Annotated in this window: 20 protein-coding genes; 8 read left to right on the forward strand and 12 right to left on the reverse strand. The window is 60.9% G+C overall.

Annotated elements, in window-relative coordinates; all coding sequences use genetic code 11:
- Positions 1 to 371: 371 nt before the first annotated feature.
- The gene (locus tag ACYZTK_RS00640) at positions 372 to 1,856 is read left to right on the forward strand and encodes an NCS1 family nucleobase:cation symporter-1 (protein ID WP_462012663.1); all 1,485 of its coding nucleotides are present in this window, start codon (positions 372 to 374) and stop codon (positions 1,854 to 1,856) included.
- A gap of 164 nt (positions 1,857 to 2,020) precedes the next feature.
- A complete protein-coding gene (locus tag ACYZTK_RS00645) occupies positions 2,021 to 3,304 on the forward strand; it encodes a Zn-dependent hydrolase (protein ID WP_462012664.1) in 1,284 nt (427 codons plus the stop codon).
- A gap of 193 nt (positions 3,305 to 3,497) precedes the next feature.
- Here ACYZTK_RS00645 and ACYZTK_RS00650 read toward each other — a convergent pair whose 3' ends face one another.
- The 8 genes from ACYZTK_RS00650 to ACYZTK_RS00685 form a co-directional block, all read right to left on the reverse strand.
- The gene (locus tag ACYZTK_RS00650) at positions 3,498 to 4,886 is read right to left on the reverse strand and encodes an amidohydrolase family protein (RefSeq protein WP_462012665.1); all 1,389 of its coding nucleotides are present in this window, start codon (positions 4,884 to 4,886) and stop codon (positions 3,498 to 3,500) included.
- A gap of 12 nt (positions 4,887 to 4,898) precedes the next feature.
- Entirely contained in the window at positions 4,899 to 6,254 is a 1,356-nt protein-coding gene (locus ACYZTK_RS00655) for a nucleobase:cation symporter-2 family protein (RefSeq protein ID WP_462012666.1), read from the reverse strand.
- Between the two features lie 246 nt (positions 6,255 to 6,500).
- Positions 6,501 to 7,538 carry a CobW family GTP-binding protein gene (locus ACYZTK_RS00660; RefSeq protein ID WP_462012667.1) on the reverse strand — a complete coding sequence of 346 codons (1,038 nt, stop codon included), beginning with the start codon at positions 7,536 to 7,538 and terminating at the stop codon, positions 6,501 to 6,503.
- Between the two features lie 74 nt (positions 7,539 to 7,612).
- Positions 7,613 to 8,251, reverse strand: a complete 639-nt coding sequence (locus ACYZTK_RS00665) for a UbiX family flavin prenyltransferase (RefSeq protein ID WP_462012668.1) — start codon at positions 8,249 to 8,251, stop codon at positions 7,613 to 7,615.
- Entirely contained in the window at positions 8,248 to 9,633 is a 1,386-nt protein-coding gene (locus ACYZTK_RS00670; protein WP_462012669.1) for a UbiD family decarboxylase, read from the reverse strand. Before ACYZTK_RS00670 ends, ACYZTK_RS00665 begins: the two co-directional genes overlap by 4 nt.
- 245 nt (positions 9,634 to 9,878) lie before the next feature.
- Positions 9,879 to 10,784, reverse strand: coding sequence for an amidohydrolase family protein (locus ACYZTK_RS00675; RefSeq protein ID WP_462012670.1), 906 nt, complete (start codon positions 10,782 to 10,784; stop codon positions 9,879 to 9,881).
- A gap of 4 nt (positions 10,785 to 10,788) precedes the next feature.
- Entirely contained in the window at positions 10,789 to 11,718 is a 930-nt protein-coding gene (locus ACYZTK_RS00680) for an amidohydrolase family protein (protein WP_462012671.1), read from the reverse strand.
- A 322-nt stretch (positions 11,719 to 12,040) separates the two neighbouring features.
- The gene (locus ACYZTK_RS00685; RefSeq protein ID WP_462012672.1) at positions 12,041 to 12,931 is read right to left on the reverse strand and encodes a LysR substrate-binding domain-containing protein; all 891 of its coding nucleotides are present in this window, start codon (positions 12,929 to 12,931) and stop codon (positions 12,041 to 12,043) included.
- 118 nt (positions 12,932 to 13,049) lie between these two features.
- Here ACYZTK_RS00685 and ACYZTK_RS00690 point away from each other — a divergent pair, with 118 nt between their 5' ends.
- From ACYZTK_RS00690 to ACYZTK_RS00710, 5 genes are all read left to right on the forward strand, one after another.
- Complete coding sequence (locus ACYZTK_RS00690) at positions 13,050 to 13,514, forward strand: (2Fe-2S)-binding protein (RefSeq protein ID WP_462012673.1); 465 nt, start codon at positions 13,050 to 13,052, stop codon at positions 13,512 to 13,514.
- Positions 13,514 to 15,718 (forward strand): xanthine dehydrogenase family protein molybdopterin-binding subunit, encoded by a 2,205-nt coding sequence (locus tag ACYZTK_RS00695; RefSeq protein WP_462012674.1) that lies wholly within the window; start codon positions 13,514 to 13,516, stop codon positions 15,716 to 15,718. The genes ACYZTK_RS00690 and ACYZTK_RS00695 overlap by 1 nt, the downstream gene beginning before the upstream one ends.
- 6 nt (positions 15,719 to 15,724) lie before the next feature.
- The gene (locus ACYZTK_RS00700) at positions 15,725 to 16,618 is read left to right on the forward strand and encodes a LysR substrate-binding domain-containing protein (RefSeq protein WP_462012675.1); all 894 of its coding nucleotides are present in this window, start codon (positions 15,725 to 15,727) and stop codon (positions 16,616 to 16,618) included.
- A 164-nt stretch (positions 16,619 to 16,782) separates the two neighbouring features.
- Positions 16,783 to 18,279, forward strand: a complete 1,497-nt coding sequence (locus ACYZTK_RS00705; protein ID WP_462012676.1) for a helix-turn-helix transcriptional regulator — start codon at positions 16,783 to 16,785, stop codon at positions 18,277 to 18,279.
- Positions 18,280 to 18,474: 195 nt separating this feature from the next.
- The gene (locus ACYZTK_RS00710) at positions 18,475 to 18,723 is read left to right on the forward strand and encodes a DUF1652 domain-containing protein (RefSeq protein WP_462012677.1); all 249 of its coding nucleotides are present in this window, start codon (positions 18,475 to 18,477) and stop codon (positions 18,721 to 18,723) included.
- A gap of 520 nt (positions 18,724 to 19,243) precedes the next feature.
- On the opposite strand, the gene ACYZTK_RS00715 is transcribed toward ACYZTK_RS00710, so the two are convergent.
- From ACYZTK_RS00715 to ACYZTK_RS00730, 4 genes are all read right to left on the reverse strand, one after another.
- Positions 19,244 to 20,011 carry an SDR family oxidoreductase gene (locus ACYZTK_RS00715; protein ID WP_462012678.1) on the reverse strand — a complete coding sequence of 256 codons (768 nt, stop codon included), beginning with the start codon at positions 20,009 to 20,011 and terminating at the stop codon, positions 19,244 to 19,246.
- 45 nt (positions 20,012 to 20,056) lie between these two features.
- Positions 20,057 to 21,124, reverse strand: coding sequence for a phosphotransferase family protein (locus ACYZTK_RS00720; RefSeq protein WP_462012679.1), 1,068 nt, complete (start codon positions 21,122 to 21,124; stop codon positions 20,057 to 20,059).
- 143 nt (positions 21,125 to 21,267) lie between these two features.
- Positions 21,268 to 22,233, reverse strand: a complete 966-nt coding sequence (locus ACYZTK_RS00725) for a 2-hydroxyacid dehydrogenase (RefSeq protein WP_462012680.1) — start codon at positions 22,231 to 22,233, stop codon at positions 21,268 to 21,270.
- A 603-nt stretch (positions 22,234 to 22,836) separates the two neighbouring features.
- Positions 22,837 to 23,718 carry an MBL fold metallo-hydrolase gene (locus ACYZTK_RS00730; protein ID WP_462012681.1) on the reverse strand — a complete coding sequence of 294 codons (882 nt, stop codon included), beginning with the start codon at positions 23,716 to 23,718 and terminating at the stop codon, positions 22,837 to 22,839.
- Positions 23,719 to 23,830: 112 nt separating this feature from the next.
- Here ACYZTK_RS00730 and ACYZTK_RS00735 point away from each other — a divergent pair, with 112 nt between their 5' ends.
- Positions 23,831 to 24,877 carry a GlxA family transcriptional regulator gene (locus ACYZTK_RS00735; RefSeq protein WP_462012682.1) on the forward strand — a complete coding sequence of 349 codons (1,047 nt, stop codon included), beginning with the start codon at positions 23,831 to 23,833 and terminating at the stop codon, positions 24,875 to 24,877.
- The last annotated feature ends 58 nt before the right edge of the window (positions 24,878 to 24,935 follow it).

Here is a 24,935-nt window from a genome sequence, read left to right on the forward strand (position 1 = left end):
GTTTATAATTAGTTTTCACCAGTTTGGTACAGTCTCTCCCCATTTTGACGCACTTGACAGGTTGCCAAAATAGACGAGATTTCTTATGTGAAATCAGCTGCTTGAGAAGCGTCTATGGTTAACGCGCCAAGCGGGAAAAAAGTTTAATGCACCAGATTGAGTCCTGACGGTTTGGACAACTTGCCTGGTATTCGGCCTGAGTGCCTTGCAGGACGCCGGGGACTTATTGTCGATATAAATAAAATTGATCAGTTTCAGAGTGTTAAAGCGTTTTGATGGATCTGCCCGATGCGCAAGCGGGGCACCCGGCATGTTTATTGATGTCGCCAGCCCCTGATGAGCAAATAATCAAAAATAACAGTGGAGCGGCCATGCAACAGATCAGATCGCAAGTGACCGAGCGCAACGGCTTGTATGAGCTGGAAGCCGGCACCGACGTCCTCGACAGTCCCCGGTACAACCACGACATGGCACCGACCAAGGTGCGCGAACGAACCTGGAACAAGTGGCACATCACGGCATTGTGGGTCGGCATGTCGATCTGCGTGCCGACCTACACCCTCGGTGGCGTACTCACCGCGTATTTCGGCTTGAGCGTTGGCGAAGCACTGCTGGCGATTCTGTTTGCCAATATCATCGTGCTGATTCCACTCACACTGAATGCCTTTCCCGGTACCAAGTACGGCATCCCGTTTCCGGTGTTGCTGCGTTCCTCGTTCGGCATCCTCGGATCCAATATTCCCTGTCTGATTCGCGCCCTGGTCGCCTGTGGCTGGTTCGGCATCCAGACGATGTTCGGTGGGTTGGCGATCCACCTGTTCCTCGGCTCAGTATTCGAGGGCTGGAAGTCCCTGGGTGGTACCGGTGAGGTCATTGGATTCATGGTGTTCTGGGCGCTGAACCTGTGGGTGGTGATCCGCGGCGCTGAATCCATCAAGTGGCTGGAAACCCTGTCGGCGCCATTGCTGGTTCTCGTCGGTGTCGGACTGCTGGTCTGGGCCATGCCGAACGTGTCGATGACCGAACTGATGGCGATCCCGGCCAAGCGTCCAGAAGGTGCGAGCGTGGTCAGCTACTTCGCCGCCGGGCTCACTGCGATGGTCGGTTTCTGGGCAACCTTGTCCCTGAATATTCCGGACTTCAGTCGTTATGCCAAGAGCCAGAAGGACCAGATAGTCGGGCAGATTATCGGCCTGCCGCTGACCATGTTTCTGTTTGCGGCACTCGGTGTGGTGATGACTGCCGCCTCGGTGAAACTGGTAGGTGTCACCGTCTCAGATCCGGTGACGCTGATCGGCCATATCCAGAGCCCGGTGTGGGTTGCCGTGGCCATGGCACTGATCATTATCGCGACGCTGTCGACCAACACGGCGGCGAATATCGTGTCGCCGACCAACGACTTCCAGAACATCGCGCCCAAGGTGATCAACCGCACCAAGGCGGTGTTACTGACCGGTGTGGTCGGGCTGGTGCTGATGGCCCACGAGTTGCTGAAAAAGCTTGGGTTGATTGTTTCCGACGTGAGCCTGGAGACGGTGTATTCCAACTGGTTGCTGGGCTATTCCAGCCTGTTGGGGCCGATCGCCGGGATCATGGTGGTGGACTATTTCCTGATCAGGAAACAGCAGCTGGACCTGGCCGGGCTGTACCGCGATGACGTGTATCCGGCGTGGAACTGGTTTGGTTTTATCGCGTTCGGCGTGCCGGTGGTGTTGACCCTGCTGTCGCTGGGCAGCGATGCGTTCAGCTGGTTTTACAGTTATGGCTGGTTTACCGGATCGGCGTTGGGTGGGGTGATTTATTACGGGTTGTGCGTGATGCGGCCCAGTCAGTCTGCCGTGAAATCTGCGGTGTGAGGGATGGCCCCATCGCGGGCAAGCCCGGCTCCCACAGGGTTTGTGTCAGCCCCAGATATTGGGGACACCGCATAACCTGTGGGAGCCGGGCTTGCCCGCAATGGCGGCCTCGAACTCACCATTTAATTATCTGAAGACCTATAAAACTGCCTGAGGAGATCATCATGAACGCTGCTGTAGACGTTCTGCAGTCCACCCATCAGCACATCAATCGCGACCGCCTGTGGCAGTCGCTCATGGAACTGGCCAAGCTTGGCGCCACGGTCAAGGGTGGCGTCTGCCGCCTGGCGCTGACCGATCTTGATCGCCAGGCCCGGGACATCTTCGTCAAGTGGTGCGAGGACGCCGGCTGCACCGTCAGCATCGACGGCATAGGTAATATCTTTGCCCGCCGTCCGGGACGTAATCCGGACCTGCCACCTGTAATGACCGGCAGCCACATCGACACCCAACCCACCGGTGGCAAGTTCGACGGCTGTTTTGGTGTGCTCGCCGGTGTCGAAGTCCTGCGCACCCTCAACGACCTCGGCGTGGAAACCGAGGCGCCATTGGAAGTGGTGGTCTGGACCAACGAAGAAGGCTCGCGCTTCCCTCCCTGCATGATGGGCTCCGGGGTGTTCGCGGAGAAATTCACCCTGGAAGAAACCCTGGCCAAGGTCGATGCCGAAGGCGTCACCGTGGGCGAAGCATTGAATGCCATCGGTTATGCCGGCCCACGCAAGGTCAGTGGTCATGCGGTCGGCGCCTATTTCGAAGCGCACATCGAGCAGGGCCCTATCCTTGAGGACGAGCACAAGACCATCGGCGTGGTCATGGGCGCCCTCGGGCAGAAGTGGTTTGACCTGAAGCTGCGCGGTGTTGAAGCCCACGCCGGCCCGACGCCGATGCACCTGCGCAAGGACGCCCTGGTCGGTGCGTCGATCATTGTTGGCGCCGTCAACAGTGCGGCTCTCGGTCATCAACCGCATGCCTGCGGCACGGTGGGTTGCCTGCAGGCTTACCCCGGCTCGCGCAATGTGATTCCCGGAGAAGTGCGCATGACCCTGGACTTCCGGCATCTGGAACCGGCTCGTCTGGATTCGATGATTGCTGAGGTTCGGCAGGTGATTGAAACCACCTGCGAGAAGCATGGCCTGAGCTACGAGCTGACGCCCACGGCGGATTTTCCGCCACTGTACTTCGATCAGGGCTGTGTCAACGCGGTGCGCAATGCAGCGCACGGCTTGGGGCTGTCGCATATGGATATCGTCAGTGGCGCGGGGCACGACGCGATTTTCCTCGCTGAACTGGGTCCGGCGGGGATGATTTTTGTGCCGTGCGAAGGAGGAATCAGCCACAACGAAATCGAAAACGCTGCGCCGGATGATCTGGCGGCGGGGTGTGCGGTGTTGTTGCGGGCGATGTTGGCGGCTTCGGCAGCGATTGCCAGCGGACAATTGGCTGCTTGAGGGAGGTCATGCCTGCACCTGTCTGGTGCGAAACACCTGTGGCATAAGACACAACCTGTGGGAGCAAAGCTTGCTCGCGATTGCATACTCTGATTCAACATCAATGTTGAATGATCCGCCGCTATCGCGAGCAAGCTATGCTCCCACAGGTTGGCCTTGTCCCACAGGTTGCTCCTGCCCACGGGTGGGGGGATTAATCGTCGACGTGCATCAATTGCTGCACACCTTCCCACGCTTCGGCGCGCATGCGCTCCAGGTCCAGGCCGGGTATCACTCCGTCATCCACCACCACTCGGCCACCGACCAGGCTGTAGCGTACGGTGATCGGTTCGCCGGCCACCACTGGCGCTACCGCCAGGTCGTGGAAGCCGAAGAAGCGTGGGTGGTCCAGGCCGTAGATCACCAGGTCCGCCGCCTGGCCGATCTCCAGGGTGCCCACTGCACCGAGCCCCAATACCTGCGCGCCGCCGGCCGTACCCCAATGAATCACGTCCTCGGCGGTAGTCGCCGAGGCGCCTTGTTCCGCTCGGTGAATCAGCCACGCGGTGTTCGCTTCACCGACCATGCTCCCGGACTCGTTCGACGCCACGCCATCGACGCCCAGGGATATCGGCACGCCGGCCTCGGCCATCTGCGGCACTGGTGCAATACCGCTGCCCAAGCGGGCGTTGCTTACCGGGCAGTGGGAAATGCCGGTGCCGGTCTGCGCGAGCATGCGGATTTCGCCAGGCTGCAGGTGCACCGCATGGGCAAACCACACATCCGGGCCAAGCCATTCGTGTTCTGCGACGAATTCAACGGGCAGGCAGTTGTACTTCTCGCGACAGAAGTTCACATAGTTCTGCGTCTCTGACAGGTGCGTGTGCAGACGCAGGCCCAGGCCGCGAGCCGTGTGCGCGAGTTCACGCAACAAAGTCGGGGGCAGGGAAAACGTCGGCGTGGTCGGCGCCACCACGACCCGGCGCATGGCATCTGGAATGTCCTGGTGATAACGCGACTTCAGGCGCTCGATATCCCCCACCATCTGGTCCAGCGATTCCGGTTGCAGCGCGGTTTTCGAGAACCCGGGATGCGCGCTGGCCGATTCCAGGGCGCCACCCCGGCACAACACGAAGCGCAGGCCAAATTCGTCGGCCATGTCGAACAGCAGGTCGCCGGTCTCGGTGGTGCCATGGGCGTGATACAGGTAGTGGTGGTCGGCGCAGGTCGTCACCCCCGACAGCAGCAACTCGGCCATGCCCAGCCGCGCGGCGATGCGTGACAGCTGCGGAGTGAAACGGTTGAGACGCGGGTAGGGCACGCTCGCCAGCCAGCCTTGCAGGTCCTGGTTCAAACCCTCGGGCACGGCCTTGAGCAGGTTCTGGAACAGGTGATGATGGGTGTTGATCCAGCCTGGGTACACCAGGCAATTGCGCGCATCGATCACCCGTTCGCCGGGTTGCGCCACCAGGCCGGCCGCCATTTCGGCAATGCGCCCGTTGACCACGCGGATGTCGACGCTGCCAGCCCGGGCGCGGGCGCCGCGCAGGCCGGTCATCACCGCCAGCGGATTTTTGATCAGGATATTTTGAAGTTGAGTCATGGACTTCTCCGGTCAGAGGCTGTGGGATGCAGGTTTGGTGGCGGCGCTGTCAGGCGCGCTGACGCCGTTGAGCGTGGCGTTGAGCAGCACCGACACCAGGCAGGCGATCACCACGCTGCTGTGCAGGAACGGCTGGCTCCACTCGGGTAATTGCTTGAACAGCGCCGGGGCCAGCACCGGCACCAGGGCGGCAGCGATGGTGAAACCGACGATCAGCACGTTGTAGCGATTGCGTTCGTAGTCGACCTTGGCCAACGTCTGAATGCCGGCCGCCGCGACCACGCCGAACATGGCGATCCCGGCACCGCCAAGGGCTGCGGTCGGCATCGAGGCAATGATCGCCCCGGCCTTCGGCACTAGCGCGACGCTGCACATCAGCAGCCCGCTGATTGCCACTACCCAACGACTGCGCACGCCGGTGAGGATCACCAGGCCGACGTTTTCCATGAAGGCAATGAACGGGAAAGCGGCGAACATGCCGGCGATGGTGCTCGCCAGGCCGTTGGCGCGCAGGCCGTTGATCACCTGCTTTTCTTCCACGGGTTTGTCGACGATGTCGCCGATCGCGACAAACAGTCCCATGGACTCGACCATCTGCACGATCATCACCACCACCATGGTCGCGATCGGAATCAGGCTGAAGGTCGGCAGACCGAAGTAGAACGGGTAGGGCACGGTGAGCCAGGGCGAATCACCGACACTGCTGAAGCTGCCCATGCCCAGGCCGTAGGCCAGTCCCGCACCCACCAGCATGCCCACCAGGACCGCCATGTTGCGCAGCATCGGGCTGCCATAACGGTTGACCAGCAGGATGGTCAGCAGCACCACGGCGGCCACGGCCAGGTAGGCCGGCGCGCCGAAATCGGCGGCATGGCGCCCACCACCAACCCATTCGTAGGCAATCGGGAACAATTGCAGGCCAATCACGGTGACAATGCACCCGGTGACCACCGGTGGGAAAAACCGCCGCAATCGACCGACGAAGGGGGCGACCAGCATGGTAAATATTCCCGCGCCGATCACCGCTCCGCAGACGCCGGCGAACCCCACCTCCGGGTTGCTGCCGATGGCGATTACCGGGCCGACGCTACTGAACGCCACGCCCTGCAGGATCGGCAGGCGCACGCCGAATTTCCAGAAGCCCACGGTTTGCAGCAGCGTGGCGATGCCCGAGCAAAACAGGGTGGTACTGATTAACACGACTGTATCGGCCTGGGACATTTTCAAGGCGCTGGCGACAATCAACGGCACGGCGATGGCGCCGATGTACGAGACGGCCATGTGTTGCAGGCCGAGGGTGAGCATCTGTCGGACCGGCAGAACCTGGTCGACCGGGTGGATGGGTGAGTGCGGAGTGGCTGACGACATGGGAAACACCTCTTGCTGTTGTTGTGCTGTAGAGAGGGGTATTCGTGCTGATGCCAGGTGCCGACAGACCAAACACTGAGGTCTACTGTGGGAGCGGGCTTGCTCGCGAAGGCGGTGGGTCAGTCGACAAAATTACCGCCTGATTAACCGCCTTCGCGAGCAAGCCCGCTCCCACAGGGGGTGTGTCCGGTTTGGGTGGCATCTGTATGCCCGGAGCCGCCATCCACCGGCTCCGATGCCGTTGTTTCAGCCTGCCAGGCAGGCGGCGAAGCCTTGATTCAACGCCGCGCGGTCCAGGTCGCGGCCGATGAACACGATCTTGCTGGAGCGCGGTTCCGTGCCCCACAAGGTTGAAGCGCGAAACTCCACCAGGCTGTGTACGCCCTGCAGCACGTAGCGTTGATCCTGGTCCTGGACCGCCAATACGCCCTTCATGCGGTACAGGTTGTCCGCCTGGGCGGTGCGCAATTCGCTGATCCAGCGGTGGAACGCACCCAGGTTCACCGCGCCGTCCACGGCGATGCCTACCGAGGAAACGCTGGGATCGTGGTCGTGGTCCAGGTCGTGGTGATGGTCATCGGCGTGGTGGTCGTGTTCCGCGCCGATTTCCATGAGTTTTTGCGTGGACTCGAAGGCGCCGATGCCGAGGATTTTTGTCAGGTCGATCTCGGCATAGCTGGAAGTTACCAGGTCTGCAGTCGCGTTCAGGCCGCGGATTTTTTCGCTCAGGGCGGTCACTTCGGCGCTGCTCACCAGATCGACCTTGTTGATCACGATACGGTCGGCGCAGACGATCTGGTCCACTGCCTGGTTGTCGACTCCGTCGAGTCGCAGGTCTTCCAGGTGCTGGGCGATGTGCTTGGCATCGACCATGGTCACGATCGCATCCAGTTCCACTTCATCGGCGATCGGATCGTTGATGAAGAAGCTCTGCGCCACCGGATACGGGTCGGCCAGGCCGCTGGTTTCGATCAGGATGTGGTCGAGCCGCACCGGACGTGCCACCAGTTCGCGCACGATGCGCACAAGGTCCTCGCGGACCTCGGCAGTGCAGCACACGCAACCATTGACCATCTCGTAGATTTCCTCGGTTTCGGAACTCAATACCAGGTCGCCGTCGATGCCGACTTCGCCGAATTCGTTTTCAATCACGGCAATTTTTCGCCCGTGGTTTTCCTTGAGGATGTAGTTGAGCAGGGTGGTTTTGCCGGCGCCGAGGAAGCCGGTGAGGATGGTTACCGGGATTTTGGTGTTGGGGGTTGGGGCGTTGAATGGGTTGTTCATGTGATGCTCCTGTATAACCAATGGGTCGGTGTACTCTCCCCTGTAGGAGTGAGCCTGCTCGCGATGAGGGAGTGTCAGCAGACATTTGTGTCGACTGATACACCGCTATCGCGAGCAGGCTCACTCCTACAGGTTGTGTGTTTGAGTGACGGTTCACCCCAGCGCAGTGCTGTTCCGGCGTCGAGGCCGAACAGGTCGAGGACCCGGCCGAGGCTGTGATCGACCATTTGCGCAAGGTTTTGCGGGCGCGCGTAAAAGGCCGGGACGGGTGGGGAGATGATCCCGCCCATCTCGGTGACGGCCGTCATGTTGCGCAGGTGCGCCAGGGTCAACGGGGTTTCCCGGGCCATCAGCACCAGGGTCCGACGCTCCTTCAAGGTCACATCGGCAGCGCGGCCGATCAGGCCGGCCGAGGTGCCGGTGGCGATTTCCGCCAGGGTGCGCATGGAGCAGGGCGCGACCACCATGCCCAGGCATCGGAACGAGCCGCTGGCGATGCCTGCCGCGACGTCGTCGGCGCGGTGGTAGTGACTGGCCAGGGCGATGACGTCCGCCAGTTTGTAGTCGGTTTCATGGGCCATGGTCAGCAGCGCGGCGCGGCTGATGATCAGGTGGCTCTCAATGTCGAGTTCTGCCAGCAACTCCAGCAGGCGCACGCCGTAGACGAACCCGGACGCACCGCTGATACCGACGACCAGGCGCTGGCGGTTCATGACAGGTAGCCTTGCAGCAGGCGGCGGGCACGCTCGAGCACGGTCTGGTCGAGCTGCGCCTTGATCCCGTCGAATCCGGCGCCGCGGGTGGCGTCCAGGCCCATGCGCGAGGTGGTGCCATTGACCGAGGACGATGGGTCCAGCGGGCTGCCGGGCAAGCCGTCAATGACGAAGATGTCCTGGTGCGGCTGGAAGTGGGTGGCCAATGCCCAGAGCACCTGGCTGTCGTCAGTGATGTCGATGTCGCTGTCCACCGCGATCACTGATTTCAGGTAGGGGTCCCACCCCAACAGTGCGAGCATGATCTGCCGCGCCTCACCGTCGCGGCTCTGATCCAGGGCTACGTAGCAATGAAAATGCGTGCCGGAATTGGGGTAGTGCACGGCGGTGACCGCAGGAAAGCGTGCCTTGAGTTTTTCGCTCATCTCCGCTTCACGGGGCAGCCGCGCCAGCGTCAGGTGTTCGGCATAACGCCCGCCGACCACGTCCACCAGCCAGGCATCCTTGCGCCGCATCAGGGTGTCGACGCGCAGGACGTTGTTGGTCGAACGGTCCGAGGAGTAACCGCTGAATTCACCGAACGGGCCTTCTTCCGCATAGGCCGCCGGGTCGATCGCGCCTTCGAGTACGAACTCGGCGAAAGCCGGCACGCCGATGCCGTAGCGGGGGGTTTTGACCAGCTCCAGCGCTGCGCCGAACAAGCCACCGGCGACGGCTCGCTCATCACTGCCAAAAGGTAACCGCGCGGCGGCGGCAAGCATGAACAGCGGGTGTGCGCCGACTACCATGGCCACGCGCAATTCCTCCCCACGTTCCCTGGCGGTTTGCAGCATGCGCCACAGGTGACCCCGGGAATGCAGGCTGGTGGCGAGGGTCTGGCGGGCATGGCGCATGGAGCGGTGATAGCTCATGTTGGCAATGCCGGTCACCGGGTCCTCGGCGATGATGATCGCGTTGGTGATGTAGGGCCCGCGGTCGCTGTCGAAGTGCTTGAGCATCGGCAGCAGCGCCAGGTCCACGGCTTCGCCTTCGAAAATCTCGTCCAGTACCGGGCCGGTTTCGACGTAAATCGGCGCGATTGGCTGGTTGGCGCGGGCCTGGAAGGTCTCGTGCAGTTGCGCCGGGGTGACGCCGAAGATCCGCGCAATGCGGGTGCGGGAGGCGAACAGGTTGGTGGCTACCGGCACGCCGAGAGTGCCGACGTTTTCGCAGATCAGCAGCGGATCGCGGCCCTGGGCGGCGAGGGCGTCGACCAGGGCGGTGATGTCCTGGTCGGCGCTCAAGGCGTCGTGAATGGTCAGCACATCGTCCGGATATTGCCGGCGATAGGCGTCGATGAATACGTGGAAGTCCTGGGTATCGCCAAGCGTCGAAACGGTCATGGTTTCACCTCGTAAAAAGCAGGCGCGCAGTGTTGAAGACGGCGGGTGATCGATGGACTGTTGGCCTGCCGATCGATCAAGTGCCGGGTCATCTTCGCGCCTGTAAAGTCGCTGTGTTGCGTCTTGACACTGACCCCTGTGGGAGCGGGCTTGCTCGCGAAGGCAGTGTGTCAGTCGCTATCGATGTTGAATGACACACCGCCTTCGCGAGCAAGCCCGCTCCCACAGGGGTTCTGTGTGATGCCCTACAGGTAAGTGGTAGTCAGGCGAATGTCCGCCTCGATCAGGTCCCTGGGCGGCGGGGTTGGCTCGATGCCGCACAGCCGTGCAATGTTGTTGCCCAGGTAATCCTCCAGGTGATCCTCATCGATCCCCAGGCCTTGCGGCGCCGGCGAGCACAGCACCTCCAGCTCGCGCAACCACATGCCCGGCTCGTTGGGCGGCGAGTCGGTACCGAACACGATCTTGTTGCGCGGCAGCTCCTTGGCGAACTCGACGATCCGCGACTGGAAGCACCAGCCGGATTCGCAGTACACGTTCGGCGTATCCATCGCCATCCAGAATGCTTCGAACGAGTAGTTGCCGCCGGTCTGGATGCCGAAGTGGCCGATGATGAAGTTGACCATCGGGAACTCGCGGATGATCGGGTAGAACATCGTCGGGATGGTGTACGGGCCGTCGCCGGTGTGGATCAGCACCACGATGTTGTACTTGGCGCAGACCTTCATCGCCGGGCGCAACCAGTCCAGCGCGCGGTCCGGTCGGTATCCGTGCATGTTGGCGTGCAGCTTGAGCATCTTGAAGCCGTATTCCTTGATGTGGAATTCCAGCTCCGCCGCGCCGTTTTCCGGTCCCCAGCGCGGGTTGAAGTTGAAGTTGCCGATGAAGCGGTCCGGGTACTTCATGCACAGTTCGGCGATGTACGACATGTAGTCGCGCACGCCTTCGCGGCCCCGACGGTTACCGTCGCGGTAGCCGGTGTTGCCCGGTGGTGGCTGGATGAAACCCATGTCGATCCGGCGTGGTTTGCCGTTGATCATGTACGGGCCATCCATCAGCTTGAGCATGCGCTCGCCGGTGAAGGGTTCGCCGGTGTGGCGCCAGGCCTCGTCGACCAGGTTGGTGGGGTGCAGATGGGTGTCGATGATCATCGATTCAGCTCCTGGCCAGTTGGGTGGTGACAGGGCGCTTGAGTTGCGCCTCGGCTTCGGACACGGAACGCGGCGGGGCTGTCGGCTCCAGGCCGATCATCCGTGCGGTGTTGTTGCCCAGGTAGTCTTCGAGGGTGTCCTCGTCGAGGTTCAGGCCCTGCGGCGGCTCGTGGCACAGCACTTCCAGCAGGCGCAGCCACATGCCAGGTTCGTTGGGCGGGGTATCGGTGCCGAACAGGATCTTGTGGGTCGGCAGGACCTTGGCGAACTCGACGATCCGCGATTGCAGGCACCAGCCGGATTCGCAGTAGACGTTGGGCAGCTCCATCGCCCATTGCATCGGCTCGAACACGTAGACGCCGCCGGTCTGCACGCCGAAGTGGGCCATGATGAAATCGACGTTGGGGAATTCCTTGATCATCGGCACCCATTCCGACGGGATGCTGTACGGCCCGTCACCGGTGTGCAGCTTGACCGGGATGCCCAGCTCGGCGCATTTCTCAAAGCACGGGCGCACCCAGTCAAGCGCACGGTCTGGACGATAGGCATGCATGTTGGCCTGCATCTGCACCATCTTGAAACCGTGCTCGGTGACGTAGCGCTCGATCGCCTCGACGCCGTTTTCCACGCCACAGCGCGGGTTGTAGACGAAGCAGCCGATGAATCGGTCCGGGTAGGTCTGGACCATCTTCAGGGTGTAGGCCATGTAGGCGTCGATGGACTCGCGGCCGGTGAGGTCGCCGTCGGTCCAGGTGTAGATGGTGTTGCCCTGGGGTGGCTGGATGAAGGCTTTGTCGATGCGGCGAGGTTTGCCGTTGACCATGTACGGGCCATCCATCATCTCCAGCAGACGCTCGCCGGTGAACGGGTCACCGTCATGCCTCCAGGCGAGGTCCACCAGGTCGGTGGGATAGCAACTGATATCGATGATCATTGAAGTCGATCTCCTGATAGCGGAAAGGGAACCTTGCGGTTCGCTAGCAGCCACGTCCGGGCAATCGGCCATTTCTATGCGCAGGTGATTGCGCATTCCCTCGCCTGGTCGCATCCGGCTCGGGACGCTGGCTGCTTGGGGATGAGTATTGGAAGGGGGGGATGGGTTCGTACAATATTAATTGGGCGGGGTGATGATATGCGTTCGATATGGGCCGATTGCTGCAGTGGATGTGCTGGCCCCATCGCGAGCAGGCTCGCTCCCACAGGGGATTTTCGTCGTACACAAAACCAATGTGGGAGCGAGCCTGCTCGCGATGGCGTCAGATGAGTGTTTGCTGAGCCAACTGCCTCACCGCTTCAACCACCGGCGCCACGCGCTCGCCGTGGCCCGGTGGCCACACCGCATACAGATTGTAATGCGCCGGTATCTGGGCCGTGTTCAGTTCAACCAGCCGCCCTGTGCGCAACCCATCCGCCGCCAGCAGCCCGCGCACCAACCCCGCACCGACCCCCGCTTCAGCCGCCGCAATCAGGTTCGCCGCATTGTCGAAAATCACCCGCGCGGGCGGCTCGGTAGGCGCCATGCCAGCGGCATCCAACCAAGGAATCCACGACCGTCGCGTATACCCCAGCAACGGCAATTCCAACACCTGCGCCGGGGTAATCGGCACCTGCAGACCATGGCGTTCCAGCAGCGCAGGCGAAGCCACCGCCATCACCCGATCCCCGCAGATCTGCGTCATCTCGCAGTCTTCCCAATCGCCGTAACCGTAGCGCAACGCCAGGTCGACCCGCTCGAATGAGCTGCGGTCCGAACGTGGCATCGACAGCAGCACCACCTCATGCCCAGGCAGCAGATCCAGCAGCTCGGGCAAGCGTGGATTGAGCCAGCTCTGGGCCAGTTCGCTGTCCACGTCAATCGTCAGCCTCTGCGCCACGCTGCGGTTTTTCACCGAAGACAGCGCGCGGTCGATCTGCGCCAGGCCGTCGGATAGCACGCTGGCGAACAACTGCCCGGCGTCGGTCAGGTTGCTGCCGCCCCCTTCGCGCACGAACAGCGGCTGGCCGATGAAGTCTTCCAGGGAGCGGATCTGCTGGCTGATGGCGCTGTGGGTCAGGTCGAGTTTGCGCGCGGCGCTGGAGAAACTGCCGCTGCGTGCGGCCTGGATAAATGCGCTCATGGACTGCACCGACGGGTATCGCTTGTACATGCTGTTAGTCCTACTTACACAGGGTGGCAGAAATCGTCGCTGGCCCGATTGGCCAAGGCTTCCCACTATTCGAGCACCAGGCCTGCACAAAGACGGGCCGCTCTCTTGGAGCCTGACAATGATCGAATTCACAGTAAACGGCGAACGACACGAGCTGGTAGAGACTTCGCCCTCCATGCCCTTGTTATGGGTACTGCGTGACCACTTGAAACTCACTGGCACCAAGTTCGGCTGCGGCATGGGCCTGTGCGGCGCCTGCACCGTGCATCTGGACGGGGTCGCCGTGCGTTCCTGCCAGCTGCCGGTCGCCGCCGTGGCGGGGCACGACATCACCACCATCGAGGGCTTGTCGCCGACCGGACAGCATCCTTTGCAGCTGGCCTGGGTTGCCGAAGATGTCCCGCAATGCGGCTACTGTCAATCCGGCCAGATCATGTCCGCAGCGGCACTGCTCAACACCGGGGCGGCAGTCACCGATGAGTCGATCCGCAATGCCATGACCGGCAACCTGTGTCGCTGCGGCACGTACGGTCGCATCAACAAGGCGATCAAGCGCGCCGCCACTGCATCCAAGGAGGCGTGATGACCGGCCATCGAATCGAGCTGCCACGCCGGCAGTTTCTCAAGCATTCCGCCACCGTCGCTGCCGGTTTGGCCGTGGCGTTCTATCTGCCTGCTGGCGTGAGCGCCAGCGACCCGAAGGCGCCGGCGCCTGCCATGGCTTTCGAGCCCAATGCCTGGGTGCGCGTGTTGCCCGATGGCACGGTAAAGCTGGTGGTGCACAAACACGATTCCGGGACCGGCACCCAGACCGCACTGGCGGCCTGCGTGGCGGAGGAGCTGGACGTCAATCCGATGACCGTGCAGGTGATCACCCCGGAAAATCCGTTCTTCGAGACTTACATTCACCCGGTGTGGAAAGTGTTTTCCACCGGCGGCAGTACCAGCGTGTCCCTGGAATATGATCGCCTGCGCATGGCCGGGGCCACCGCCCGCGCGCTGTTGATCGCGGCGGCGGCCAGGCAGTGGAAGGTCGGCGTCGACAGCTGTGCCACCGAGGAGGGGCGTGTGCTGCACAGCGCCAGCGGGCGCAGCCTGGGTTACGGCGAACTGGTCAGCGTCGCCGCGCACCTGCCGGCCCCTGCCGACGTCAAATTGAAGGACCCGTCGCAGTTCAAGTACATCGGCAAACTGCGCCATAAACGCGATGCGGCGGCGAAAGTCTGCGGGCGCTTCAAGTACAGCATCGATGTGGAATTACCCGATATGCTCGTGGCAGTAATCCTGCGCACGCCGGTGGTCGGGGCAAAAGTCTTGCAGGTCGATTCCGCGGCTGCGTTGCAGGTACCGGGCGTGCGCAAGGTGATCGCGATCCCCGGTCGCCCGGACGTGCTCGGCGGCAATCAGGCAGGCGTCGCGGTGCTGGCGGACACTTACTGGGCCGCGCAGCAGGGTCGGGCGCTGCTGGTGGTGACCTGGAGTGATTCACCCCTCGCCGGATTCGACAGCGAGCAATTGCCGGCAGCGCAGGCGGCGGCCATCGCCGACAAAACCGCGCAGCGGGTGACGGCGATGCAGGCCGGCGACGTAAATGCGCAGTGGGCGGGTGCGGCGCAGTTGCTGGAAGCCGATTACCACATGCCCTACAAAGTGCAGAACCCTTTGGAACCGGTGTGTATCACCGCCCAGGTCAAGGACAAGGCGATCACTTACTGGGGTGGGGTGCAAGTGCCATCATCGGCCCTGGAAGCGGCGCAAACCGTATGCCGCATCGCCAAGGAAAAAGTCACCATCAATGAAATGGTTTCTGGCGGCAGCTTTGGCGCTCGGGAGGCCAAGTACTGGTTGTTCGAAGTCGCCTACCTGGCGCAGCAGGCCAAGGTTCCGGTGAAGCTGATGAACAGCCGCGAAGATGAAATGCGCTCGCTGTTCATGCACCCGGCCACGCTGCACCGGGCTAAAGGCGCACTGGACGCCGAGGGCCGGCTGACTGCCCTGAGGCTCGAAGCGGTGTCACCGGCCTCGCCGGAGCAGTGGGAGCCGGGGTATTTCGAACGCCCCGATCACATGGACTACAGCACCACCGAAGCGATTACCGCATGGGACTTTGCTTATCGCCCGGCGCACCTGGACCTGGTCTGGGTCAAGCATGAAAGCCAGGTGCCAAGCGGCTGGTATCGGTCGGTGAGTTTCATCCCGAATGTGTTTGCCGTGGAAAGCTTCATGGATGAGCTCGCGCTGGGTGCCGGACAGGATCCGCTGGCCTTCAGGCTGGCCCATATGCATGAGCGTCCGCGCCACGTCGAGGTGCTGAAAAAGGCCGCCGAACGCGCGGGATGGGGGCAGCCGCTGCCCGAGGGCACGGCGCTGGGGATCGCCACCAACCAGGGCTACACCAGCTTTATCGCGGTGGTGGCGCGGGTGACCAGAAAGGATGGAGTGGCTCATGTGGAAAAGCTGACGTGTGTGGTCGATTGCGGCCTGGCGGTATCCCCGGGCGGCGTCGAAGAGCAAATCTACGGCGGCCTGATGTGGGGCCTCGGCCACGCGCTGTTCGATCGCATGGACATCAAGCAGGGCAGGGTGGTGCAGAGCAACTTCCATGATTACCGGGTGCCGCGCATGTCCGACATGCCAGCCACGGACATCCTGGTGCTGGAAGGTGAGCCAGGCAAACCTGGCGGCGTCGGTGAGCTGGGCAGTCCGTCGGTGGCCCCGGCCATTGCCAACGCGCTGTTCAGCCTAACTGGCGTGCGCCAGCGCTCAACCCCGCTGACACTCGGGTAAGCCGCCGTGGACCTGCGTTTGCTGCGTTACTTCATGGTTCTGGCCGAAGAGCTGCATTTCGGCCGGGCCGCCACCCGATTGCACATCTGCCAGCCGCCCCTGAGCCAGCAGATTCGCTTGCTTGAGGAAGAGCTGGGTACGCCGTTGTTCGAGCGCAGTCACCATCGGGTCGAATTGACCGCAGCGGGGCAGATGCTCAAGGAACAGGCGCCGCTTGTGTTCGAGCAACTCAACCGCGCACTGGACCTGACGCGCCAGACCGGTCGCGGGCAGTTGGGCGAACTGGAAATCGGCATGATCAGCTCGGTGATGGTCGGTGTGCTGCCCCGGGCCCTGCACCTGTTTCGTGAGCGCTATCCGCAGGTCAACTGGCGTTTGCACGAGATGACCCCGGCGGCGCAGGTCAAGGCCTTGAAGGAAAAGCGCATTGATGCCTGTGTGTTCCGGGTCGGCTATGACGATCCGCAGTTGCGTAACGAACTGCTGATCTATGAACCGATACGGGTGGTCATGCCGGTCGATCATCCCTTGGCGCAGCGCGAAGTATTGGCGCCCGGTGATCTCGCCGCAGAGCCGTTCGTGGCGCTGGAGCTGAAGCAGTCGCGGTTTGCCGATTTTCTCTATCAGTGTTGTATCAAGGCCGGGTTCACTCCGCAGATCCGCCAGCAGGTGATCGAGGTACAAACGCTGCTCAGCCTGGTGCGCGCCGGGTTTGGTGTGGCTTTGCTGCCGGCCTCGATCGAACAACTGGCACCTGCCGGCCTGGTGTTCCGCCGCTTGAGCCCGGCCCTGCCGGAGGTTCCGTTGTACGCCACTTACCGCGCCGACGACGAGTCGCCGGTGCTCAAACTGTTCCTGGATACGCTGCGCGAACTGGTCGCCGAAGGTGCGACCTTGTAGGAGCTGCCGCAGGCTGCGATCTTTTGATCTTCGGCACCATGATTGCCAAAGGTCAAAAGATCGCAGCCTGCGGCAGCTTCTACATTGGTTGCGTGAGCAGGCTGCACGATCATGAGCGCGTGTGGTCGTAGACTTCACAGGGTCACCATACTTGTGGAGATGCAATGAGCCAGGACGTCCTGACTACCGAAACCAATCGCCGCCATCTGCAGCAGATCATCGCTGGCCTGTCCGACGGGGTGATTTTGCTGGAACTTGACCAGACCATTCTCTGGGCGAACGAAGCCGCCTTGGCCATGCACGGCGTTGAGCAATTGAGTGAGCTGGGCGGCAATGGCAAGGAGTACGCCGAGCGGTTCGCCCTGCGCTACCGCAATAACCATCCGGTGCCGTTCGACAACTATCCGATCAACCGCGTGGCCCGTGGCGAAACCTTCAGTGATGTGCTGGTCGAGGTCACTGCGGCCGGCGACGAGGAACGTACCCGGGTGCACAACGTGCGCAGCAGAATTCTGACCGACCGCAGTGGCGATGCCGAGTCGCTGGTGCTGATCATGGACGACGTCACCGACTGGGCCAGCGCCGAGCAACGATTTGAAAAGACCTTCAACGCCAACCCGGCACCGGCGGTGATCTGTCGCCTCAGCGACCTGCGCTACATCAAGGTCAATGCCGGCTTCCTGGAGATGACCGGCTATACCCGCGATCAGGTGATCGGCGCGTCGACCTACGAGCTGGACATTCTTGAAGGCGCCGAGCGCAAGGACCTGGCGATCGAGCGCCTGCGCGAGCACGCGACCATCCCGCAGATGCAGGCCGAACTGAAGCTGCCCGAGGGTGGCAGCAAGCAGGTGATCGTCGCCGGCCAGCCCCTGGATTTCAACGAAGAAGATTGCATGTTGTTTTCCTTCGTCGACATTGAGCCGCGGCACAAGGCTGAAGCTGCGTTGCGCCAGAGCGAAGAACGGTTTGCCAAGGCATTTCGCCTTTCGCCGGTGCCGATTGTCGTGTGTGGCGCCGTCGATCAGGTGGTGATGGATGTCAACGAAGCCTTCCTGGCTACGTTCGGCTACCCCAGCGAAGAAGTACTGGGCAAGAGCATCGCCGAGATTGGCTTCATCGATGACAAGGGCGCGCAGTCACGTCTGTTCGCTGCCCTGGAGAAATCCGCCAGCCTCGACCGCATTGACGTTGGCATGCGCAAAAAGAATGCCGAATTGCTGGACTGCGCCGTATCGGCCGACACCGTGAATATCCAGGACCATCCGTCCTACCTGTTGGTGATGATGGACATCACCGAGCGCAAGCGCACCGAGCTGGAACTGGTGGCGGCGATCGAGGAAGTGATGAAGGACGCGTCATGGTTCAGCCGCACCCTGATCGAAAAGCTTGCCAACGTGAAGAGCGTCAACTCGCCGAAACTGCCCAGCGTGTCCTTCGCCGACCTGACCGCCCGCGAGCGCGATGTATTGGGGCTGATCTGCGAAGGCCTGGCCGACAAGGAAGTCGCCGCACGCCTGAAACTGGCGCCGAACACGGTGCGCAATCACGTCTCGACCATCTACTCGAAACTGGACGTGCACAGTCGCAGCGAAGCCATCGTCTGGGCGCGGGAGCGTGGTTTGTTCTCGGGGGAATGGCGCACTAAATGGCAGCGCTAGGGGTGCAAATGCACTAGGTGCGGGGGTGCAAATTGATGTGTTTTAGGGGTGGCTGGGATTCGTATTCTGGAAGGGTGCGACACAGGTCTTGAAATCACCTGTGGTGTCCTGACATTCAGCCCAAGGAACTGCAACATTGACCATGAATACCTCGACATATCGATCCATTTTGCGCCACTGCCAAGGTGAATCCTTATGATTTCTCTTGCGCATTTACGTGTTCAGCTGGAGCAGAGCTTCTCCCCTCTGGCCTGCGAATGCAGCCTGACCGGCGACAGCTCGTTGACGGTTAAGCTGTATCACCCGACATCGGGACAGGTTGACCTTGTGGTGAGCGGCTTGAGTGTGGTCAACCTTCGTACCCCCGATGCAGTGGCTGCCCTGGTCGAAGAGCTGCGCTATGAACTTGAGAGCAACAATCTGCGGCAATTGGGTCCTTTGTAGTCGTTAAGTGGCGATTTACTGGCGTTGACCGCAGGCTGAGCTATAAGGAAGGCGAAGGTATAATTTTCTGTGACCAGTCCGCGGCTTCGCGGTGTCGTCGTGGGGTTGCGGAAAGTGTCGATTACTTACCGCAGGTCAGCCTATGAACAGTCCTGTAAAACGTATTTTTTCGCCGCTGTCGCTTGCCCTATGCGCACTGATCCTGGTCGGTTGCGCCAGTCCGCCACCGCCGCCACCCCCTCCAGCGCCGCCGCCCCTTGAACGAACTTGCGAGACGATCGAGAGCACTGATGTGCAGGGAGATGCGCGCGGGGAGAATGGGCAGGTCACGCGAGTGACCGAGCTGACTCGGTGTATCACTCAATAGTGGCTTGAAACACTGTGGGAGCAAGGCTTGCCCGCGATGCACGCGCTGCGGTCCATCTGGATGATGGCGGCGCCTGAATCGCGGGCAAGCCTTGCTCCCACAGCGATCGCCAGCAAGCCGGCTCCTACAGTTTGCTTCAAGTGATGAAGTCAATCAGGACAGAAAACCGCCGTCCACATTCAGCGACACACCCGTGGTGTAGCTGGACGCGTCACTTGCCAGGTAGAGCACGGCCCCCGCCATTTCACTCGGATCCGCTACCCGCTTCAGCGGAATCTGTTGCAGCGCGGTCTTGAGAATCGCATCGTTCTTTACCAGTGCCGAAGCAAACTTGGTGTCCGTCAGGCCCGGCAGCAGGGCGTTGCAGCGGATACCGAACTGCGCACATTCCTTGGCAAACACTTTGGTCATGTTGATCACAGCAGCTTTGGTCACCGAGTAGATCCCCTGGAAAATGCCCGGGGAAATACCGTTGATCGAGGCCACGTTGATGATGCTGCCACCGCCGTTCTCACGCATCAATTTGCCGGCTTCCACTGACATGAAGAAGTAGCCGCGAATATTCACGTCAACAGTTTTTTGGAAGGCCCCCAGGTCAGTGTCCAGTACGTTGCAGAATTGCGGGTTGGTCGCGGCGTTGTTAACCAGGATATCCAGACGACCGAACTGTTCCTTGATGCCGGCGAAGACCTGGCTGATCTGGTCCATCTCGCCAATGTGGCAGGCGATCGCAGTGGCCTTGCCGCCGTCGGCGATGATGGCGTCGGCAACGTGCTGGCAGCCCTCGAGCTTGCGGCTTGAGACGATGACGTGGGCACCTTGCTGGGCCAGCAACTTGGCGATGGCTTCACCAATGCCGCGGCTGGCGCCGGAGACGAAAGCGATCTTGCCGTCGAGGTCGAACAACTGGGTCTTGGACATGGTGTTCCCTTATATATAAGTGTTGTTATTGGGCCAGAGGCGAACTCAGAGGCTGGATTTGGCGATGACCTGCAAGCTCATCTGTTCCAGCAGTTTGTTCATGTGAATGAACTGCGCGAAGCGCTTGTCCTGGGTCTGGCCGTGGAAGAAGCGGTAGTAGATCTGTTGCACAATGCCGGCCAGGCGGAACAGGCCATAGGTGTAGTAGAAGTCGAAGTTGTCGATCTTCAGGCCGGCGCGTTCGGCGTAATAGTCGACGAATTCACGGCGGGTCAGCATGCCTGGGGCATGGCTCGGCTGGCGGCGCATCAGTTGCACCGGCGGTGGATCGCCAGCTTCGATCCAGTAGGCGAGGGTGTTGCCCAGGTCCATCAGCGGATCGCCGAGGGTGGTGAGCTCCCAGTCGAGCACACCGATGATCTGCATCGGGTTGTGCGGGTCGAGGATCACGTTGTCGAAGCGGTAGTCGTTATGCACGATGCTTGAGGTCGGGTGATCAGCCGGCATCTTGTCGTTGAGCCAGGCTTTCACCTCTGCCCATTGCAGAGCGTCCGGGGTCAGGGCTTTCTCGTAGCGATCGCTCCAGCCGCGAATCTGCCGAGCCACATAACCTTCAGGCTTGCCCAGGTCGCCCAGGCCGCAGGCCTGGTAATCAACCTGGTGCAGCTCGACGAACTTGTCGATAAAGCTCTTGCACAAGGCTTCGGTTTTCGCCGAATCCAGCCCCAGTTCTGCGGGCAGTTCGGAGCGCAGGATAATGCCCTTGACCCGCTCCATCACGTAGAACTCGGCGCCCATCACCGATTCGTCGGTGCAATGCACGTAGGCCTTGGGGCAATACGGGAAGCCGTCACGTAGTTGATTGAGGATGCGAAACTCGCGCCCCATGTCGTGGGCGGACTTGGCCTTGTGGCCGAACGGCGGCCGACGCAGGACAAATTCCTGCTCAGGGTACTCCAGCAGGTAAGTCAGGTTGGACGCGCCACCGGGGAACTGGCTGATGATGGGCAGGCCGCTGAGACCGGGAATGTGCGCCTTGAGGTAAGGATCGATCAGGCTGGCATCGAGTTCTTCGCCGCTGCGAATGCGTGTGGATTGGTCAGTAAGCGCCATGCTTATCCCTTCTGCTTATTCTGGAGGCCCGAAACTATTGGCTAATCTAATGCGCACTCCCGGCACCCACAACCACGGACGGCCCTTATAGGTGAGCGTGTTGCCGGGCAATCATTGTTTTTGATACACCTGTTTGAATTGCCTCAGAGTACAGCACTGCTCAGGGCATGGGGCAGGCTGATGGGTGTCAACACTCGTTCGCCGCTGAAGAATGCCACGAGGTTGCGCCCGACCAGTTCCACGGTGCCCTGAGTCGCTTCGGGGGACAGCCCGGCGACATGCGGCGTAAGGATCACGTTGGCCAGGGACTTGAGCGCTTCGGGCACATGGGGTTCGGCGTCGAATACGTCCAGGGCCGCACCGGCAATTCGACGTTGCTCCAGGGCGCTAATCAAATCTGCGGTGGCGACCACACTGGCCCGGGCAATGTTGACGATAAAGCCGGTGGGCCCCAGCGCATCGAGCACTTGGCGTGTGATCAGGTGCTTGGTGCCAAGCCCGCCAGGCGTCGCGACGATGAGGAAGTCAGAGGCGCGGGCCAGTTCGGTGGGCGTCGAGCAGAAGTGATAGGGCACTTCCTTGCGGTTTTGCCGATTGTGGTAGCTCACCGTCATGTCAAAGCCATAGGCCGCGCGTTTGGCGATGGCCATGCCAACAGCGCCGAGGCCAAGGATGCCCAGGCGTTTACCGGCAAGGGAGGGGCGCATGATCTTCGGCCATTCGCCACGGCGCACGGCGGCATCGCAGCGAGGAATGTCGCGCACCAGTGCCAGTAGCATCGCCATGGCGTGGTCAGCCACCGAAGAGGCATTCACACCTGCACCATTGGTCACGGTGATGCCCCGGTCGGCGGCAGCCTGCAAGTCGACGTGTTCGTAGCCCGCACCGATCACGCAGATGATCTTGAGGGCGGGCAGGGCGCTGATCTCATCGGCATACAAACCCAGCGGGCCGCGCGTCAGCACGGCATCGATCTGCGCGCCGTGGCGGCTGATGGCCGCCGCGCGTTCGGCGGGGGTCGGCGCCAGGATCAGGTGAAAGCCCTGTTGTTCGAGAATCGGCAAGTAGTCATTGATGGTTTCAACCAGTACCAGAACGGTTGCGGGCATGCTTGGCTCCTGTGGGCATCATGAAGTCGGGGACTCGAACGTCGCTTGAGACTGCGGGCCGCGGGCCACTTTGGCAATGACCGAAGGTCGCCGTGCTCCAATGATCATAGCGGAGCGTTACTGGATGGCTATGGCGTTGTGAGAAAGGATGTTGCCGCGCATGTTGTTGGGTCTGGCTTGACCTTTGACGGCGCCTTTCTGAAGGCCTGTCGGTAAGTCATCGGATTCGTCCCGACAATATGCAGGAAGTGTTCTCTCAGAGAGGTTGAAGAACTAAAGCCTACGTCTGCTGCAACGTGTTCGATGGGTACGTCAGTCGTTTCGAGCAGACACTGAGGACATTTGGATTCACGTCTTTTTTGGGAATTGCCTCCCCAGCTTCTCGGCGACCTTAGTGTGCTTCGATGATGAAAAAAAGGGCCCCGTAGGGCCCGAAAGAGTAAACCGTTACGCGATTAGGCCGACAGATACTCGTCCACAGATTTAACGCTGGCGTAGCCGAATTCAAACGCAGCCATCAATGTCGAATTATCCAGTGGTGTAGTGGTGAAGGCTGGGGCGGGGTAGAGAACCTGCCTTTACCCCGACGCAAGAGGGTTATAGTCAGAACTCCAGCGAAGCGCCGTCTTCCGGAATATCTACGCGACTCTCAATACCCTGCTTCTTGACGTAGGTGCGCAGCTCTTCACGGGTCAGGGACATGTGATTGATTGCGTCCATGTGCACGGCGACAATTTTCGCGTCTTTAGCGGCTTTTGACGCGTGCAGGACGTCTTCCTCACCCATGATGATCGAGCCCTCAAACCCGTTCACTTTTGCTTTCCCGGCGTTGAGTACGATGACTTCAGGGTGATATTTCTCAATGGTCTGGTCGACCTCTTTACGCCAGACGGTGTCACCGGCCAAGTAAAGAGTTTTGTAGCCTGGCGCCTGGAACACAACGCCCATCGCCTCGCCCAGCAATTTTGCGAGGGGCGGCGCGGCATACATCGCGTCCGTGCCGTGCTGACCACCGGCCTTGGTGATTTTGACTCCGCCGAATTCAGCTTCGTCAGTCAGTACGCGCACATTCTTGAAACCTTGGGATCGAATCAGCTTTGCATCGTCCTCATGCTGTGTGAACAGCGGGATGTCTTTTGGCAGTGCTTTTTGCGCGGCATCGTCCCAGTGGTCAAGATGCGTATGAGTGACGATGACGGCATCCACACCAGCAATGACGTCAGCGGGCGATTCGGTTAGATCAACCATCGGGTTACGGAGGTTGCTCCGGTAGGTATTTTCAAAGCCGGGGTAGGTTCCCTTTTTTGCAAGCATAGGGTCTATCAGGAAGGTAGTGTCGCCGTAGGCGATTTTTACCGTTGCGTTACGAACTTGCTGCAGGTCCACTTTGTGGGCTGCTTGAGGGGCGCTTGTGCCCGCGAATGCAGGGGTGGTAGCTGCAGCGCAAGCGATGCTGAGGGCAAGCGGGAGAGTTCTGAGATTCATGAGATTAATCCTGTTGATGCATCGAGTACCCTATTTTTGCTGAATGCTCTGAAGCTTGATAGTGGCCTGAAAGACATGTTGCGATATAATCGGGCCAATTCGAGGCTGCCATATGAAACCCATACGTGTTGCTGTTCTAGCTTTTAACGGCGTAAGCCTGTTCCATCTTTCTGTGCCGGGAGTGGTGCTGGGGACGGCGCACTCGGCACCTGGTGAACCTCAATACGAGGTGAGCTACTGCGCGGAGACGCCGGGAATGGTCAGTAGCGACCAGGGCATCGGCTTGGCGGTCACTCACGGCCTGGAGCTGATGGAGGCATCTGATGTAATCGTCATTCCCGCGTGGGGAGATCAATCGGCCGGTGCATCTTCACAGCTGGTAAAAGCGCTTCAGCTCGCCAATGCCCAGGGCAAGCTCATCGTCGGATTATGTTTAGGCGCATTCGTGCTCGGAGATGCAGGGCTGCTTGATGGGAAGGAAGCAACTACTCACTGGGCAGTCCGAGACGAGTTTGCGCGACGTTTCCCTGAGGTTCGTTTCAGGCCCCAGGTGCTGTATGTCAGTGATGGCAATATCATGACTTCTGCGGGAACCGTGGCGGCAATCGATTGTTGCCTGCATCTGATACGCCAGCGCCTCGGTGCCGACGTAGCGAATCGCACCGCGAAGATGCTGGTGACGCCGCCGCACAGACAGGGAGGCCAGGCTCAATACGTAGAACATCCGGTGCCGCAACTATCCAGCGAGACTCATTTGTCTGACGTATTGGCGTGGGCCCGAATAAACCTGGCCAGCGATCTTTCGCTCGACGTCCTGGCAGACATGGCCAAAATGAGCAGGCGCACGTTTACCCGGCGATTCAAGGACGCCACTGGCAGTACCGTTTCAAAATGGCTGAACGCTGAGCGCGTTGTCAGGGCGCAAGAACTCTTGGAAACCACTGACTTGCCTATCGAATGTATTGCGGGGGAGGCAGGTTTTGGAACGCCCTTATCATTGCGGCAGCAATTCAGTGTTCATCTTGGTACTTCGCCTTCTGAATATCGTCGAACGTTTTCTCGCGAAATCAACCCGGGTCGGAAGGCGAGCAGCAGTGAGCATTCCGCTGAGCCGCCTACTCGGTCCAAGGCTGACATTCGACGATGCCCTACAACTTAGGCAGCAGCATTCCTGGCGACAGCGAGCAGCGCTTGCAGCGGATGTAAGACGGCTACAC

The organism is Pseudomonas sp. LB3P31 (assembly GCF_054897945.1).

Excerpts from the sequence above, each read along its gene's own strand:
- ACYZTK_RS00640 (WP_462012663.1), top strand. The coding sequence starts at position 372 with ATGCAACAGATCAGATCGCAAGTGACCGAGCGCAACGGCTTGTATGAG.
- ACYZTK_RS00645 (WP_462012664.1), top strand. The coding sequence starts at position 2,021 with ATGAACGCTGCTGTAGACGTTCTGCAGTCCACCCATCAGCACATCAAT.
- ACYZTK_RS00715 (WP_462012678.1), bottom strand. The coding sequence starts at position 20,011 with ATGTCCAAGACCCAGTTGTTCGACCTCGACGGCAAGATCGCTTTCGTC.
- ACYZTK_RS00670 (WP_462012669.1), bottom strand. The coding sequence starts at position 9,633 with ATGACCGTTTCGACGCTTGGCGATACCCAGGACTTCCACGTATTCATC.
- ACYZTK_RS00675 (WP_462012670.1), bottom strand. The coding sequence starts at position 10,784 with ATGATCATCGACACCCATCTGCACCCCACCAACCTGGTCGACGAGGCC.
- ACYZTK_RS00720 (WP_462012679.1), bottom strand. The coding sequence starts at position 21,124 with ATGGCGCTTACTGACCAATCCACACGCATTCGCAGCGGCGAAGAACTC.
- ACYZTK_RS00735 (WP_462012682.1), top strand. The coding sequence starts at position 23,831 with ATGAAACCCATACGTGTTGCTGTTCTAGCTTTTAACGGCGTAAGCCTG.
- ACYZTK_RS00685 (WP_462012672.1), bottom strand. The coding sequence starts at position 12,931 with ATGTACAAGCGATACCCGTCGGTGCAGTCCATGAGCGCATTTATCCAG.
- ACYZTK_RS00725 (WP_462012680.1), bottom strand. The coding sequence starts at position 22,233 with ATGCCCGCAACCGTTCTGGTACTGGTTGAAACCATCAATGACTACTTG.
- ACYZTK_RS00690 (WP_462012673.1), top strand. The coding sequence starts at position 13,050 with ATGATCGAATTCACAGTAAACGGCGAACGACACGAGCTGGTAGAGACT.
- ACYZTK_RS00695 (WP_462012674.1), top strand. The coding sequence starts at position 13,514 with ATGACCGGCCATCGAATCGAGCTGCCACGCCGGCAGTTTCTCAAGCAT.
- ACYZTK_RS00730 (WP_462012681.1), bottom strand. The coding sequence starts at position 23,718 with ATGAATCTCAGAACTCTCCCGCTTGCCCTCAGCATCGCTTGCGCTGCA.
- ACYZTK_RS00680 (WP_462012671.1), bottom strand. The coding sequence starts at position 11,718 with ATGATCATCGATATCAGTTGCTATCCCACCGACCTGGTGGACCTCGCC.
- ACYZTK_RS00710 (WP_462012677.1), top strand. The coding sequence starts at position 18,475 with ATGATTTCTCTTGCGCATTTACGTGTTCAGCTGGAGCAGAGCTTCTCC.
- ACYZTK_RS00655 (WP_462012666.1), bottom strand. The coding sequence starts at position 6,254 with ATGTCGTCAGCCACTCCGCACTCACCCATCCACCCGGTCGACCAGGTT.
- ACYZTK_RS00705 (WP_462012676.1), top strand. The coding sequence starts at position 16,783 with ATGAGCCAGGACGTCCTGACTACCGAAACCAATCGCCGCCATCTGCAG.
- ACYZTK_RS00660 (WP_462012667.1), bottom strand. The coding sequence starts at position 7,538 with ATGAACAACCCATTCAACGCCCCAACCCCCAACACCAAAATCCCGGTA.
- ACYZTK_RS00665 (WP_462012668.1), bottom strand. The coding sequence starts at position 8,251 with ATGAACCGCCAGCGCCTGGTCGTCGGTATCAGCGGTGCGTCCGGGTTC.
- ACYZTK_RS00650 (WP_462012665.1), bottom strand. The coding sequence starts at position 4,886 with ATGACTCAACTTCAAAATATCCTGATCAAAAATCCGCTGGCGGTGATG.